Genomic DNA, 16,103 nt, shown 5'->3' on the forward strand with positions numbered 1-16,103 from the left:
TCAGGCTCCGTTACTGATGCGTCACGACGATCAGGCGCAGGGCATCCAGACGCCATCCCGCCTGATCCAGGCTTTCCATCACCAGCTGACGATTGCTTTCAATGGCGCTGAGTTCGTCATCACGGATGTTCGGGTTAACGGCACGCAGCGCTTCCAGACGGGAGAGTTCAGCCGTCAGCTTCTCGTCCGCTTCTTTGCGCGCCGCGTCGATCAGCGCGCGGGCCGATTTTTCTACCTGCGCTTCACCGAGTTGCAGAATGGCATGCACATCCTGCTGTACGGCGTTGACCAGTTTACTGCCGGTGTGGCGGTTAACGGCGCTGAGCTGACGGTTAAAGGTTTCGAATTCAACCTGCGCGGCAAGGTTGTTGCCGTTTTTGTCCAGCAGCATGCGTACCGGGGTTGGCGGCAGGAAGCGGTTTAACTGCAGCTGTTTTGGCGCTTGCGCTTCAACGACGTAGACCAGTTCAACCAGCAGAGTACCGACCGGTAATGCTTTGTTTTTCAGCAAAGAAATGGTGCTGCTTCCTGTGTCGCCGGAGAGGATCAGATCCAGACCATTACGGATCAGCGGATGCTCCCAGGTAATAAACTGCGCGTCTTCACGCGACAGGGCAACATCACGCTCAAACGTAATGGTACAGCCATCTTCCGGCAGCCCTGGGAAATCCGGCACCAGCATATGATCGGACGGTGTCAGTACGATCAAATTGTCGCCACGGTCATCCTGATTAATACCAACGATATCAAACAGGTTCATGGCGAAGGCGATCAGGCTGGTATCGTCGTCCTGTTCTTCAATACTCTCAGCCAGCGCCAGCGCTTTTTCGCCGCCGTTAGAGTGGATCTCCAGCAGGCGATCGCGACCTTGCTCCAGCTGCGCTTTCAGCGCGTCATGCTGTTCGCGACAGGTTTTGATCAGATCGTCAAAGCCATCGGTGTTTTCTGGCTCAGCCAGGTAGCCGATCAGATTGTTATATACCGTGTCATAGATGGTACGTCCGGTCGGGCAAGTGTGTTCGAACGCATCCAGACCTTCGTGGTACCAACGCACCAGCACGGATTGCGCGGTTTTTTCCAGGTATGGAACGTGGATCTGGATATCATGCACCTGACCAATACGGTCCAGACGGCCAATACGCTGTTCCAGCAGGTCCGGATTGAAAGGCAGATCAAACATCACCAGATGGCTGGCGAACTGGAAGTTACGCCCTTCGGAGCCGATTTCAGAGCACAGCATCACCTGGGCGCCGCTATCTTCTTCGCTAAACCAGGCCGCAGCGCGGTCACGTTCAATGATCGACATCCCTTCATGGAATACGGCGGCGCGGATACCTTCGCGCTCGCGCAGAACCTGCTCCAGCTGAAGCGCAGTGGTGGCTTTCGCGCAGATAACCAGAACTTTTTGCGAGCGGTGGCTGGTCAGGTAGCCCATCAGCCATTCCACGCGCGGGTCAAAGTTCCACCAGGTGCCGGTGTCGCCTTCGAATTCCTGATAAATCTGCTCCGGGTAGAGCATGTCGCGCGCGCGGTCTTCCGCACTCTTACGCGCGCCCATAATGCCGGAGACTTTAATGGCCGTCTGGTATTGGGTTGGCAACGGCAATTTGATGGTATGCAGCTCGCGTTTAGGGAAGCCTTTCACACCGTTACGGGTATTTCGGAACAGCACGCGGCTGGTGCCGTGGCGGTCCATCAGCATCGAAACCAGCTCCTGACGCGCGCTCTGGGCGTCTTCGCTGTCGCTGTTTGCCGCCTGCAGTAACGGCTCAATGTCCTGTTCGCCAATCATGTCACCTAACATGTTCAGCTCATTGTTACTCAGCTTGTTGCCAGCCAGTAACAAGGCGACGGCGTCGGCGACCGGACGGTAATTTTTCTGTTCTTCAACAAACTGGGCGAAATCGTGGAAGCGGCTTGGATCCAGTAGGCGCAGGCGCGCAAAGTGGCTTTCCAGGCCTAGCTGTTCCGGCGTTGCGGTCAGCAGCAGGATGCCTGGTACGCGCTCTGCCAGCTGTTCAACGGCCATATATTCACGGCTGGGCGCGTCTTCGCTCCACACCAGGTGATGGGCTTCATCGACAATCAGCAGATCCCACTCGGCATCACACAGGTGCTCCAGACGCTGTTTACTGCGACGGGCAAAGTCCAGCGAACAGATAACCAACTGTTCGGTTTCAAACGGGTTGTAGGCATCGTGCTGCGCTTCTGCATAACGCTCATCATCAAACAGCGCAAAGCGCAGGTTGAAACGACGCAGCATTTCGACCAGCCACTGGTGTTGTAACGTCTCCGGGACGATGATCAGCACGCGCTCCGCGGCGCCTGACAGCAGCTGTTGATGCAGGATCATCCCAGCTTCAATGGTTTTACCTAAACCCACTTCGTCTGCCAGCAACACGCGAGGGGCATGACGACGGCCGACATCATGGGCAATGTTGAGCTGGTGGGGGATCAAGCTGGTACGTTGGCCACGCAAACCACTCCACGGCATACGGTACTGTTCGCTCTGAAATTTACGTGCGCGATAGCGCAGCGCAAAGCGGTCCATACGGTCAATCTGGCCGGCAAACAGGCGATCCTGGGGTTTACTGAAAACCAGTTTGCTGTCGAGCAGCACTTCACGCAGCGTTACACCGGTTTCTTCGGTATCAAGGCGGGTTCCGATATAGGCAAGCAGGCCGTTTTCTTCTTTTACTTCGTCGACATGCAGTTGCCAGCCTTCATGGCTCGTGATCGTGTCGCCAGGGTTGAACATCACGCGGGTCACGGGGGAATCACTGCGCGCATACAGACGGTTTTCACCCGTCGATGAGAAAAGTAAAGTGACGGTTCGCGCATCCATGGCGACAACAGTACCAAGTCCCAATTCGCTTTCTGTATCGCTGATCCAGCGTTGACCAAGTGTAAAAGGCATATATGTTCGGCTCTATATCTTTAATTGCAGGCAATACTCGTCATTTTCCGGGCTAGTCCCCGTTATTGAGAGCATACGACCCCGCTACCAGGCTAATAAATCAGTGGTAGGGGTGTTAAATGGGTCCAGGAATGGAAAGGGCGCTATGGTACTGGATGGCGGCGGTTTCGTCACGCGTCAAAATAACCCCAGTTGTCCTGTGAGTAGTGTAGCAAAATTATCGTCAATAAAGGGAAGAATTCCCTCGGCAACCGGCTGGATCTGGCGGGTCAGATAATGCTCGTAATCAAGTGCAGATAGCTGATAATCAACAGGTTCAGGTCCATTTATCGTCCAGACATATTTAATCGTGCCACGATTCTGATACTGCTGCGGACGCCCCAGTTTGACGTTCTGCTCATCGGCGAGCCGTGCGGCGCGAACGTGCGGCGGAACATTCCGCTGGTATTCGCTCAACGGGCGGCGCAGGCGTTTGCGGTACACCAGGTGTTCATCCAGTTCACCCGCCATCAGACGGTCGATAGTCTCGCGAACAAACTCTTGATAAGGCTCGTTACGAAAAATTCGCAGGTACAGCTCCTGCTGAAACTGCTGGGCCAGCGGCGTCCAGTCGGTGCGTACCGTTTCCAGACCTTTAAATACCATGCGTTGCTCAGCACCTGACTGAATCATTCCGGCGTAGCGTTTTTTGCTGCCGGTATCTGCACCGCGAATGGTCGGCATCAGAAAGCGACAAAAGTGGGTTTCAAATTCCAGCTCCAGCGCGCTGGTCAGGTTTTGCTGCTTCAGCGATTGCGCCCACCAGTTGTTGACATAGCTCACCAGCTCCCGACCAATCCGGGCCGCATCGTCTTCCGAGTGCGCCTTTTTAAGCCAGACAAAGGTGGAGTCGGTGTCGCCATAGATGACGTCGTAACCCTGAGCCTCAATCAGCGCTTTGGTCTGACGCATGATCGCGTGACCGCGCATGGTGATAGACGAAGCCAGCCTCGGGTCGAAAAAGCGGCAGGCGGTGGTGCCAAGCACGCCGTAAAACGCGTTCATGATGATTTTCAGCGCCTGTGAGAGCGGCTTATTGCCGCGGCGTTTGGCTTCATCACGCCCATGCCAGATCTGGGTAACGATTTCCGGCAGACAGTGCTTTTCGCGTGAGAACCAGGCGTCAAGGAACCCCTCGGTACTGTGTTCCCGATCCGGCTGTGCCATCCCTTCGATAAGTCCCACTGGATCGATCAAAAAAGTACGAATAATTGACGGGTACAGGCTTTTGTAATCCAGCACCAGCACGGAGTCGTACAAACCCGGGCGCGAGTCCATCACGTAGCCACCGGGGCTGGCGTGCGCGGGAACTTCCCCCAGATTCGGTGCCACATAGCCCGCCCGGTGCATTCGCGGTAGGTAGAGATGGCCGAAGGCGGCAACGGAACCGCCGTGCCGGTCGACCGGCAGGCCGTTTACCGTCGATCGTTCCAGCAAAAATGGCATGATCTCGGTTTTATGAAAAATACGCGTGACCAGCTCACAGTCTTTGAGATTGTAGGTGGCGAGCGCGGGTTTATCCTGGGCAAACCGGCGATCTATTTCGTCCATCCTGTCCCAGGGATTATCTATCGACTTCCCTTCGCCCAGCAGCTCCTGTGACACCGTTTCCAGTGAAAAGGATGAGAAATTCCAGAATGCGGATTTAAGCGCCTCAATGCCGTCGATAATCAGGCGACCTTTAGCCTGCGCGAAGAATACGCCGTTTTTGAAGCCATGTTCGCGCCACTCCAGCTCGCTATTGTCACGGCCAAAACGCAGGGGAATGCGGTAACGTTCAGCATGCTTTTGCAGGACGCGTAAATCGAATTGCACGACGTTCCAGCCGATTACCACATCAGGATCGTGACGGGCAATCCAGTCGTTGAGCTTTTCCAGTAACTGCGGGCGGCTTGCGACATATTCAAGTTCAAAATCCAGCGCTGAGGCATCGCCGTTTGCCGGGCCGAGCATGTAGACAATACGCTGCCCACAGCCTTCAAGGCCGATACAGTAGAGTTCGCCGTGGCGCGTGGTTTCGATATCCAGCGAGACCCATTTCAGCGGCGGTCGATAGTCAGGGTTCGGCTTCAACCGGGCATTAACCAGCGTACCGTTATGTCTGTCGCCTTCAACCCACACAGGTGAGGTGATAAAACGCTCCATCAGATACCGTTCCGGCGGACGCACGTCGGCCTCGTAGACGGTAATTGCGTTTTCACGCAGCAGCTTTTCCAGCCGCATGAGCTGGCGATGTGAGCGGCAATACAGGCCGGAAACGGGCTGGCGGTGGAAGTCTTGCAATTGCAGCGGCGTCAGACGATAGCCGTTTTCATTGCGTAATAATGACGCTACGCGAGGAACCTGACTGACAGGAATAAACGCGACCGACTCCTGAGGCGCGAGCGTGACCTGTAGCGGCCCGTCGTCTGTAGCCAGCCAGAATGTGACCTCAGTTCCCTGCGGGGTGTCCCGCCAGTGCCGGGTTAAAATAAAGCCTGCCTGCGCCACGCTGCGTACCCATTAAAAAACCAGGCATTATTATAGCCTGGTTTACACGATTGTACTGTTATTTTATACAGTTAAAAATGAGAGCTGCGGGAAGTTATTGTGACAATAAAAGTAAAATGCCCTCCGCAGTAAAAGTGTTACAGGATAGGGTTTGGTATTTAATAAATGAATGCCTTAATTGAAAGCTCTTCCTTTAATTATTTTATTGGCCTGTCATGGCTATTTGGATCTATTATTCTTTTGTAATTATATTTGTTTCATAAATTGGAAGTCCGTTTCAGGATTTTTATGTCATTTTCGGAATCGTGCTCGTATGGTTTTGTTACTCATCCCTCGGTTCAGGAAAAATGGTTATTTTTTTTATTTGTTTTTATTCATGGTTAGTGTAACTATTTTAATCAAACACTCGGGTTACCAGGTTGAATATAATATATTTTTATGGCTTGCTATTGTCTGGATAAAAACGGATTTTCGGTTCGATTTCGTCGGGAATATCTCTCTGTATAATTTGATTTTTATCGCTGAATATAATTTTATTCATCTGATAGCTCGGGTGTTTTATATCAATAGCTTGGGTGCGTAGTGTTATGGAGGCCTATTATGGATATTTATACTCAGGCGTTACAGGTAGGATATGATCACTATTTATTTGTTAATACTCAGTTATCTAATCCTACAATTAAATCAGTAAGTCAATATATTGAGTATAGAACGTGGTCAGGTCAAATTTGGCGTACTGAGGTTATTGAACGTGGGAATGCTTTCTTTCACTGGCAAGGGCATGACAGAATAAATGGTCATCGTGATACGGTGATTAATTATCTGTTGAATGGACAGCGCTGGCAGTCAACGATTACAGATTACATTTTCTTTCATTCACTGGATGGTGAAGAGGCGCAGGGACATTATGACAACGTGATTAAATACGTTTGTGCTAATAACTGTGTGTATCGAAGTGCGTTTGCGGAATATATAAAGGAATAACCAGAGAGCGCGCCACCGAGATTCCGGGCGCGCTCAGATTGTTTTCACTGACCGTAGTAGGCTTTTGCGCCGTGTTTACGTAGGTAATGTTTATCTAACAGGGTTTGCTGCATATCCGGCAATTGCGGCGCGAGCTGGCGACAGAAGATCCCCATGTAGGCGACTTCTTCCAGCACGATGGCGTTGTGTACCGCATCTTCGGCGTTTCTTCCCCACGCAAACGGACCGTGAGAGTGCACCAGCACGCCAGGCATCTGCGAAGCGTCAATGCCTTGTTTCTCAAAGGTTTCAACGATCACGTTACCGGTTTCCCGCTCATATTCGCCGTTGATTTCTTCCTCGGTCATTTTCCGTGTGCAGGGAATCGATCCGTAGAAATAGTCCGCATGAGTGGTACCCGTGGCTGGAATCGACTGGCCCGCCTGCGCCCAGATGGTCGCATGACGCGAATGTGTATGAACAATGCCGCCAATGGTTTGGAATGCCTGATACAGCAGACGGTGCGTTGGGGTATCGGAGGAGGGTTTCTTCGTACCTTCTACAACCTCACCGGTGGCGATACTGACTACGACCATATCTTCTGCGGTCATAACGCTGTAATCGACCCCGGAAGGTTTTATCACAAACACGCCGCGCTCGCGATCGACGGCACTCACGTTCCCCCAGGTCAAGGTGACCAGGTGGTGCTTAGGCAACGCCAGATTGGCTTCCAGCACCTGACGTTTGAGATCTTCTAACATGTTGATTCCTCTGTGCCGGATGGCGGGCAAGCGCAGAGCCATCCGGCAACAACATAATTAACGTTTAAAACCGTAATAGACGTCGTTCCAGCGCAGCGCGTCCTTAAAGGCCGGCAGGCGGGTATCGTTGTCGATCACGGCGATCTCGATATCGTGCATTTCAGCGAACTGGCGCATATCGTTCAGATCCAGCGCGTGGCTGAAGACGGTGTGGTGCGCGCCACCGGCCAGGATCCAGGCTTCAGATGCGGTTGGCAGATCAGGCTGGGCTTTCCACAATGCGTTAGCCACCGGCAGTTTCGGCAGGGAGTGCGGTGTTTGAACCGTGTCGATGCAGTTAACCAGCAGGCGATAGCGATCGCCAAGATCGATCAGGCTGGCAACGATTGCCGGACCAGTTTTGGTGTTGAAGATCAGACGAGCGGGATCGTCTTTGCCACCAATGCCGAGATGCTGAACGTCGAGGATCGGTTTATCTTCCACCGCGATAGACGGGCATACTTCCAGCATGTGCGAGCCGAGCACCAGATCGTTGCCTTTCTCGAAGTGGTAGGTGTAATCCTCCATAAATGAGGTGCCGCCCTGCAGACCGGTTGACATCACCTTCATGATGCGAAGCAGAGCGGCGGTTTTCCAGTCGCCTTCGCCCGCAAAGCCGTAGCCTTGTTGCATCAGACGCTGTACGGCCAGACCCGGGAGCTGTTTCAGGCCGTGTAAATCTTCAAATGTCGTGGTAAAGGCGTGGAATCCGCCCTGTTCCAGGAAGCGCTTCATCCCCAGTTCAATACGGGCCGCTTCCAGTACGTTTTGACGTTTCTCACCGTGGACTTGCGTTGCCGCCGTCATGGTGTAGGTGCTTTCATACTCATCGATTAGCGCGTTGATTTCGCCGTCGCTAATGGAGTTTACTACCTGCACCAGATCGCCTACGGCCCAGGTATTTACCGAGAAGCCGAATTTGATCTGCGCAGCGACTTTATCGCCATCGGTGACCGCGACTTCACGCATGTTGTCGCCAAAACGGCAGACTTTCAGATGGCGGGTATCCTGTTTGGACACGGCCTGGCGCATCCAGGAGCCGATGCGTTCGTGCGCTTGTTTGTCCTGCCAGTGACCGGTGACCACGGCGTGCTGCTGACGCATACGTGCGCCGATGAAGCCGAATTCACGGCCGCCGTGCGCGGTCTGGTTCAGGTTCATAAAGTCCATATCAATGCTGTCCCACGGCAGGGCGGCGTTGAACTGGGTATGGAATTGCATCAGCGGCTTGTTGAGGATAGTCAGACCGTTAATCCACATTTTGGCCGGAGAGAAAGTGTGCAGCCAGACCACCAGACCTGCGCAGCGATCGTCGTAGTTAGCGTCACGACAAATAGCGGTAATCTCGTCAGGTGAAGTACCCAGCGGTTTTAAAACCAGTTTGCAGGGCAGTTTAGCTTCAGTATTCAGCGCGTTAACGACGTGCTCGGCATGTTGGGTTACCTGACGCAGGGTTTCAGGGCCATACAGATGCTGGCTACCAATCACAAACCACACTTCATAGTTATCAAAAATCGTCATTGTCGTGTCCTTAATGTGTCAGGGTTGCCTGGTCTACCGGGGTTTGTTGCGCCGGAGCGGCAGTCGGAAGGTATTGTTGTTCAGCGCTTATCGCCCACTGCTGGTATCGGCGGTAAAGCTGTTCAAAACGTTGAGCCTGCTCTGGTCGAGGTTGCAGCGTGTTTTCCACGGCGCTTGCCATCTGTTGCTGAGCGGCTGGAATATCGGTGTGTACTTTCGCGGCAACGGCGGCAAAGATAGCCGCACCGAGTGCGCAGCACTGGTCTGAAGCGACAATCTGTAGCGGACGGTTGAGCACGTCACAACAGGCTTGCATGATGACCGGATTTTTACGGGCGATGCCGCCTAGCGCCATTACGTTGTTAACCGCAATGCCTTGTTCGGTGAAGCATTCCATGATGGCGCGTGCACCAAAGGCGGTGGCGGCAATCAGACCGCCGAACAGCGCTGGCGCGTCGGTTGCCAGATTCAGATCGGTAATCACTCCTTTCAAACGCTGGTTGGCATTGGGCGTACGGCGACCGTTGAACCAGTCGAGCACCACCGGCAGGTGATCCAGCGACGGATTTCTCGCCCAGGCTTCGGTTAGCGCTGGTAGCAGCTGTTTTTGGCTGGCTTTAATCTGGGTCTTCAGCTCCGGGTGTTGCGTGGCAAGCTGCTCCAGCGGCCAGCTCAGCACACGGCTAAACCAGGCATAGATATCGCCGAACGCGGACTGGCCTGCCTCGAGGCCAATAAAATGCGGCACCACGCTGCCATCAACCTGGCCGCAAATGCCTTTCACCGCGCGCTCGCCGACGCTGTGTTTGTCAGCAATCAGAATGTCGCAGGTCGACGTGCCAATGACTTTCACCAGCGTATTGGGCTGTGCGCCCGCGCCGACCGCGCCCATATGGCAGTCAAAAGCGCCGCCTGCAATCACCACGCTTTCCGGTAGTCCCAGACGCTGCGCCCACTCGGCGCACAGGGTGCCAACCGGCAGGTCGGCTGTGAAGGTATCGGTAAACATCGGGTATTGCAGATGGCGGTTGAGGATGGGGTCGAGTTCGTCAAAGAAACTGGCTGGCGGTAGACCACCCCAGCTTTCATGCCACAGGGATTTATGCCCGGCGCTGCAGCGACCGCGACGAATATCCTGTGGACGTACGGTATTAGAGAGCAGGGCTGGAACCCAGTCGCACAGTTCAATCCACGAAACCGCGGCCTCGGCAACCGCGTGGTCCTGACGGGTCACATGCAGGATTTTGGCCCAGAACCATTCGCTGGAATAAATACCGCCGATATAGCGGGAGTAATCGATCTTGCCCGGTGTGTGGCACAGACGGGTAATTTCTTCAGATTCTTCTACTGAGGTGTGATCTTTCCACAGGACAAACATTGCATTTGGGTTTTCAGCGAACTCCGGACGCAACGCCAGTACGTTGCCGTCGGCATCGATGGGGGCCGGGGTTGAACCGGTGCTGTCAACGCCAATCCCGACCACTTCCGCACGCTGTTTAACGCTCAGTTCGGCCAGCACGGTTTTCAGCGCCGCTTCCATTGATTCAATGTAGTCGCGTGGATGATGGCGAAACTGGTTGTTTGGACCATCGCAATACTGTCCTTCCTGCCAACGTGGGTACCACTCTACGCTGGTGGCGATTTCTTCACCGGTGGCACATTCCACTGCCAAAGCGCGTACTGAATCACTGCCAAAATCGAGGCCAATTGCAATCGCCATCGTCTTACTCCATCCAAAAATACGGGTATGGATAAACAGTAGTTAGTAGGGATAAAAACCGTCAGGCAGGATTCGCTAATCTTATGGACTAAAATGCTGTGGCATCACAAAGTGTGACGCCGTGCAAATAATCAATGTGGACATTTCTGCCGTAGTTATAGACACTTTTGTTAGCCGATTTTAACGTTGGCGCAGTACATATTTTTTACAAAGTGCTTTTCACAAGCGGGGTTGATGGTCCATTACCGCAAACACAGCGGCCCGCAGGGGCGACGGCAATGATGTCTGGCGTAATATGGACAAATTGTTTCTTAGCAGAACATAGGGAGTATTGAAATTATGGCTGAAACGCAAAACGATCCCCTGCTGCCAGGTTATTCGTTTAACGCGCATTTGGTGGCCGGATTAACCCCCATAGAGGCGAACGGATACCTGGATTTTTTTATCGACAGGCCGCTGGGTATGAAGGGCTATATCCTCAATCTCACTATCCGTGGCGAAGGGGTTATCAATAATCAGGGCAAACAATTTGTCTGTCGGCCTGGCGATATTTTGCTGTTTCCGCCCGGAGAAATTCACCACTACGGACGCCATCCTGATGCCAGTGAGTGGTATCACCAGTGGGTTTACTTTCGCCCACGCGCCTACTGGCAGGAGTGGCTGACCTGGCCGGCCATTTTTGCCCAGACTGGATTCTTTCGCCCGGATGAAGCACATCAGCCGCATTTTAACGAACTGTTTGGGCAGATAATCAACGCCGGGCAGGGAGAAGGTCGCTATTCCGAACTGCTGGCGATTAATTTACTGGAACAGTTATTGCTCCGACGTATGGAAGCCATTAATGAATCGCTGCATCCCCCCATGGACAACCGCGTGCGCGACGCCTGCCAGTACATCAGCGATCACCTGGCGGACAGTAATTTTGATATTGCCAGCGTCGCACAGCACGTCTGCCTGTCGCCTTCCCGTTTGTCGCATCTGTTCCGTCAGCAGTTGGGTATCAGCGTATTAAGCTGGCGCGAGGATCAGCGTATCAGCCAGGCCAAGCTATTGCTGAGTACCACTCGTATGCCCATTGCTACGGTGGGGCGCAATGTTGGCTTTGACGATCAGCTCTATTTTTCTCGCGTTTTCAAAAAATGTACCGGCGCCAGTCCGAGCGAGTTTCGCGCCGGATGTGAATAAAAAGTGAATGATGTGTCCTGAAAGTTGTCATAACTCGCAATCTATTCAGACAATTGATGGCTTGACGAAGTTGAGACGGGTTATCAAAATCCCTGCTTCGTAAATCTGACGGACACATTATGCAAGCATTGCTGGAACACTTTATTCTTCAGTCCGCCCTGTACTCCCTGATCGCCGTACTGCTGGTGGCCTTTCTGGAGTCACTGGCGCTGGTTGGTCTGATTCTGCCCGGTACCGTGATGATGGCGGGGCTGGGGGCGCTGATTGGCAGTGGCGAACTGAACTTCTGGCATGCCTGGCTTGCGGGCATCATTGGTTGCCTGTTGGGGGACTGGATCTCTTTCTGGTTGGGCTGGCGCTTTAAAAAGCCGCTGCATCGTTGGTCGTTCATGAAAAAGAACAAGGCGTTGCTGGATAAAACCGAGCACGCGCTGCATCAGCACAGCATGTTTACCATTCTGGTGGGGCGTTTTGTGGGACCGACGCGTCCGCTGGTGCCAATGGTGGCGGGCATGCTGGATCTGCCTGTCGCTAAATTTATCGTCCCGAATATTATTGGTTGCGTACTGTGGCCGCCGTTCTACTTCCTGCCGGGGATCCTGGCGGGGGCGGCAATTGATATTCCTTCTGAGATGCAGAGCGGGGATTTTAAATGGTTGCTGCTGGCGACGGCGCTGTTGCTATGGGTAGGGGGCTGGTTTTGCTGGCGACTGTGGCGTAGCGGCAAAGCGGCAGTCGATCGCTTAACCGCGTATTTCCCCCGCAGCCGTTTACTGTATCTGGCGCCGTTGACGCTTGGGATCGGCGTGGTCGCGCTGGTGGCGTTACTGCGCCATCCGCTGATGCCGGTGTATATTGATATTCTGCGTAAAGTCGTGGGTTTCTGACGATTCTTTTGCCGGATGGCGCTGACGCTTATCCGGCCTGGGAAATCAATCACTCGGCTTTGATGCCCAAGAGCGTCGAGGCGCTGGCCTGACCGCTTAATAACTCATCCGTTTTGCCCTGCCAGGCGATGCGCCCGTCGGCGACCACAATCGAACGGGACGCAATTCGCGCCGCATCTTCTACACTGTGGGACACCATCAGTAAGGTAAGCTGTTTATCGCGACAGACTTCAGCAACCAGCGTTAACATCTCCTGGCGCAGGGCGGGATCGAGCGCAGAGAACGGTTCATCAAGCAGCAAAATGGGTTGTTCCCGCACCAGGCAACGCGCCAGCGCTACGCGCTGTCGCTGACCGCCGGAAAGCTCACCGGGGAGGCGCTCCAGCAGTGAGTCAATCCCCATTTGCTGGGCGATGTGATGCATTTTCTCCCGCTGCGATGCGTTCAGCTTCAATCCCGGGTTAAGGCCCAGGCCGATGTTTTGCTGCACGCTCAGGTGGCTGAACAGGTTATTTTCCTGAAACAGCATCGAAACGGGGCGACGTGATGGAGGCGTGGCGGTGTGATCTTCACCTTCAATCAACATGGTACCGCTGGCAGGCGTGAGAAAGCCGGCGATCAGATTCAGCAGCGTACTTTTCCCGGCGCCGCTGGGCCCGAGGATCGCGACCTGCTCACCGCGTGCGATCGACAGCGTAAAGCGCATCGGCAAATGGTGATAAAGCCATGTGATATCAATCAGTTTTAACATTTCGACCCGGCAATTTCTCAATAACAGTAAACAGCGTAAAGCACAGGATCAGCAGCAATAACGCCGTAACTGCGCCATCCTGACTGCGATAAGAGCCAATCTGCTGATATAAATAAAACGGCAGGGTGCGGAAATCCTCATTACCAAATAGCGCAACCACGCCAAAATCGCCAATCGACAGCACGCAGGCAAAAGCCATCGCCTGCGCCAGCGGGCGCTTCAGGGCGCGCAGTTCAACCACTTTCAGGCGCGACCATCCCTCAATTCCCAACGACTGGCACAACATACTGTAGCGGGTGGTGACGTCCCGCATTGGGTTTTCCAGCACCTTCAGCGCGTAAGGGATCGCCATCAGCGCATTGGTAAAAATGACAATGCCGTCGGCTGATTCGGGGAGTCCAATGGTGTTATTGAGCAGCAGAAAGAAGCCGGTTGCCAGCACGATGCCCGGCATGGCGAGGATCATCATGCCGCTAAGTTCCAGCATCTGACCCGCCAGCACCTGCTGTCGGGCACGCAGTTCACGACTGCTCCATAACAGCATCATGGTGAGAACTACGCACAACGCACCTGCCGCCAGCGCAATGCGCAGCGAGGTTCCCAGTGCGTGCCACAGTACAGGTTGCTTAAGAACATCCAGCATATGGCGGTTAATACCATCGACAATTACCGCCAGCAGCGGCGGCAGCAGTAGCAGCAGGGCCAGAATAATCAGCAGTGCGTCTGCCAGGCGGCTGTGCAGATGATCGTCGGGATCGCGCCAGCCCTGAATCAGCGTGGTACCGGGGGCGATGGCGCGGCTCAGACGTTGACTGAAGAGCACCAGCGCTAAACAACAAACCATCTGGATCAACGCCAGCATGGCGGCGCGGGCGGGATCGTAATCGAAGTTCAGCGCCTGATAAATCGCCAGCTCGATGGTAGTGGCCTGCGGTCCGCCGCCTAGCGACAAAACGGTGGCGAAGCTGGCGAAACAGAGCATAAAGATGAGCGCCGCGACGGGAAGGATTTGCCGACGCAGCCACGGCCATTCAACAAAGCGGAAGAAATGCCAGCCGCGCAGACCCAACTGAGCGGCTAACTGTCGCTGTTCGCCGGGAATATTCTCCAGCGACTGCAACAGCAGACGACTGGCCATTGGCAGATTGAAAAAGACGTGCGCCAGCAGAATGCCCTGCAGACCATACGGCGAAAACGTCCATTCCAGCCCGAATGTATGCCAGATCGAGGCCAACCAGCCTTGACGACCGTACACGCTAAGAATACCGAAGACCGCGACCAGCACTGGCAGGATTAACGTCATCGCGCACAGGCGCAACAGCGACAGTCGTCCTGGAAAACGGCGGCGATAGAGCGCTCTGGCAAGGAAAATCGCCGGGATGACCGACAACACTGCGGATAAAAAAGCCTGCCAGAAAGAAAAGCGCACCACGTGCCACAGGTAGTCGTCTTGCCACAGTGAGCGCCACTCCCCCCGTGGGGCGTTAAACCACAGCGCCAGAAACGCGGCCAGGGCAACGGTCACCATCAGCGTGGCGGCGGTAAGCCCTGGAACCAGCCAGCCGGGAATTAACGGCTGACGGCGCGTTGCCATTCGCTAATCCATGCCTGGCGTTGAGCCGCAACCTGCTGCGGCGTAAATTCCAGCGCGGTGGCTGGCTTATTCAGTTGCTCGAATCCAGACGGCAGGGCGACCTGGGTTACCGGATACATCCAGTTGCCGGTCGGAATCGCATTCTGGAAGGCTGGAGACACCATAAACTTGAGGAATTTCTCGGCCAGTTCCGGCTGTTTGCTGGCCGCAGTACGGGCGGCGACTTCTACCTGCAAATAGTGGCCTTCGCTAAAGTTGGCTGCGGCGTAGTTGTCTTTTTTCTCGGCGATGATGTGATAGGCCGGGGAGGTGGTGTAGCTGAGTACCAGATCGCTTTCGCCTTTCAGGAACAGGCCGTAGGCTTCACTCCAGCCCTTGGTGACCGTGACGGTTTTTGCCGAAAGCGCGCGCCAGGCCTCCGGCGCCTTATCGCCATAGACTTTCTGCATCCATAGCAGCAGGCCCAGCCCCGGCGTGCTGGTACGCGGGTCCTGATAAATGACGCGCCATTTTTGATCGCTCTCTACCAGTTCTTTCAGGCTTTTGGGCGGATTCTTCAGCTTGTTCTTATCATAAACGAAGGCGAAATAGCCGTAATCAAACGGAACGAAGGTATCGTTTTTCCAGCCGCCGGGCACGTTTACGGCTTCACTTGCTACACCGCTTTTGGCAAACAGTTTGGTTTGGGTGGCGGCTTCCAGAAGGTTGTTATCGAGGCCCAGTACGACGTCAGCTTTACTGTTTTTTCCTTCCATGCGCAGGCGGTTAAGCAGCGAGACGCCATCTTCCAGCGCGACCAGTTTCAGTTCACAGTTGCAGTCAGCTTCAAAGGCTTTTTTTATTGTCGGGCCCGGGCCCCAGTCAGCTGCGAACGAGTCGTAGGTATATACGGTCAGTACAGGTTTGGCGAAAGCAGGCGCTGCGCACAGCAGTAAAAGCGGAAGACATTTTTTAAACACTTTGCACCTCATAAAGTTGGGTGGCAAAGGACTTGAGTTGCAGCCTCAAATCCCTTCGCCGGCATTATCCGGATCAGGTTCGACGGGTATCTCTCAGCCCATACACTTCATCATTCACGCTGCCTCTGTGTTGGCTGCGTTACTCGGCCCATCTCCGGGCCTCGCCCCTTCGGGGCCGCTGCAAGCAGCGTTCAAATCTGCTCCCGGCAGATTTGTCGCTCACCCCAGTCACATAGTTATCTATGCTCCTGGGGACTCACTCGCTTGCCGCCTTGAT

Annotated in this window: 11 protein-coding genes and 1 riboswitch; of the genes, 3 read left to right on the forward strand and 8 right to left on the reverse strand. The window is 54.3% G+C overall.

Annotated features, from left to right (window positions below; translation table 11 throughout):
• Positions 1 to 10 precede the first annotated feature (10 nt).
• Both rapA and polB read right to left on the reverse strand, forming a co-directional pair.
• Positions 11 to 2,917 (reverse strand): RNA polymerase-associated protein RapA, encoded by a 2,907-nt coding sequence (gene rapA, locus GPJ68_RS04195; protein WP_104651536.1) that lies wholly within the window; start codon positions 2,915 to 2,917, stop codon positions 11 to 13.
• 177 nt (positions 2,918 to 3,094) lie between these two features.
• Entirely contained in the window at positions 3,095 to 5,446 is a 2,352-nt protein-coding gene (gene polB, locus GPJ68_RS04200; protein ID WP_080859379.1) for a DNA polymerase II, read from the reverse strand.
• A gap of 600 nt (positions 5,447 to 6,046) precedes the next feature.
• On the opposite strand from polB, the gene GPJ68_RS04205 reads away from it, so the two are divergent.
• Complete coding sequence (locus GPJ68_RS04205; protein WP_016155677.1) at positions 6,047 to 6,430, forward strand: DUF4751 family protein; 384 nt, start codon at positions 6,047 to 6,049, stop codon at positions 6,428 to 6,430.
• Between the two features lie 44 nt (positions 6,431 to 6,474).
• On the opposite strand, the gene araD is transcribed toward GPJ68_RS04205, so the two are convergent.
• From araD to araB, 3 genes are read right to left on the reverse strand one after another with little or no spacing between them, the layout of a single operon-like run.
• Complete coding sequence (araD, locus tag GPJ68_RS04210; protein ID WP_019078358.1) at positions 6,475 to 7,170, reverse strand: L-ribulose-5-phosphate 4-epimerase; 696 nt, start codon at positions 7,168 to 7,170, stop codon at positions 6,475 to 6,477.
• A 57-nt stretch (positions 7,171 to 7,227) separates the two neighbouring features.
• Positions 7,228 to 8,730 carry an L-arabinose isomerase gene (gene araA, locus GPJ68_RS04215; RefSeq protein WP_019078359.1) on the reverse strand — a complete coding sequence of 501 codons (1,503 nt, stop codon included), beginning with the start codon at positions 8,728 to 8,730 and terminating at the stop codon, positions 7,228 to 7,230.
• A gap of 10 nt (positions 8,731 to 8,740) precedes the next feature.
• The gene (araB, locus tag GPJ68_RS04220) at positions 8,741 to 10,450 is read right to left on the reverse strand and encodes a ribulokinase (RefSeq protein WP_104651535.1); all 1,710 of its coding nucleotides are present in this window, start codon (positions 10,448 to 10,450) and stop codon (positions 8,741 to 8,743) included.
• 339 nt (positions 10,451 to 10,789) lie between these two features.
• On the opposite strand from araB, the gene araC reads away from it, so the two are divergent.
• Together araC and GPJ68_RS04230 are read left to right on the forward strand one after the other, a co-directional pair.
• Complete coding sequence (araC, locus tag GPJ68_RS04225) at positions 10,790 to 11,635, forward strand: arabinose operon transcriptional regulator AraC (protein WP_003018834.1); 846 nt, start codon at positions 10,790 to 10,792, stop codon at positions 11,633 to 11,635.
• Between the two features lie 119 nt (positions 11,636 to 11,754).
• A complete protein-coding gene (locus GPJ68_RS04230; RefSeq protein WP_016151676.1) occupies positions 11,755 to 12,522 on the forward strand; it encodes a DedA family protein in 768 nt (255 codons plus the stop codon).
• Between the two features lie 49 nt (positions 12,523 to 12,571).
• Here GPJ68_RS04230 and thiQ read toward each other — a convergent pair whose 3' ends face one another.
• The 3 genes from thiQ to thiB are packed head-to-tail and all read right to left on the reverse strand — an operon-like array spanning position 12,572 to position 15,826.
• Positions 12,572 to 13,273 (reverse strand): thiamine ABC transporter ATP-binding protein ThiQ, encoded by a 702-nt coding sequence (gene thiQ, locus GPJ68_RS04235; RefSeq protein WP_016151677.1) that lies wholly within the window; start codon positions 13,271 to 13,273, stop codon positions 12,572 to 12,574.
• The gene (gene thiP, locus GPJ68_RS04240) at positions 13,257 to 14,867 is read right to left on the reverse strand and encodes a thiamine/thiamine pyrophosphate ABC transporter permease ThiP (protein WP_104651534.1); all 1,611 of its coding nucleotides are present in this window, start codon (positions 14,865 to 14,867) and stop codon (positions 13,257 to 13,259) included. The genes thiQ and thiP overlap by 17 nt, the downstream gene beginning before the upstream one ends.
• Positions 14,843 to 15,826, reverse strand: a complete 984-nt coding sequence (gene thiB / locus GPJ68_RS04245; protein WP_016151679.1) for a thiamine ABC transporter substrate binding subunit — start codon at positions 15,824 to 15,826, stop codon at positions 14,843 to 14,845. Before thiB ends, thiP begins: the two co-directional genes overlap by 25 nt.
• A gap of 33 nt (positions 15,827 to 15,859) precedes the next feature.
• Positions 15,860 to 15,962: riboswitch (TPP riboswitch) on the reverse strand.
• Positions 15,963 to 16,103 lie beyond the last annotated feature (141 nt).

The organism is Citrobacter sp. 172116965 (assembly GCF_013458095.1).
GTDB lineage: Bacteria > Pseudomonadota > Gammaproteobacteria > Enterobacterales > Enterobacteriaceae > Citrobacter > Citrobacter braakii.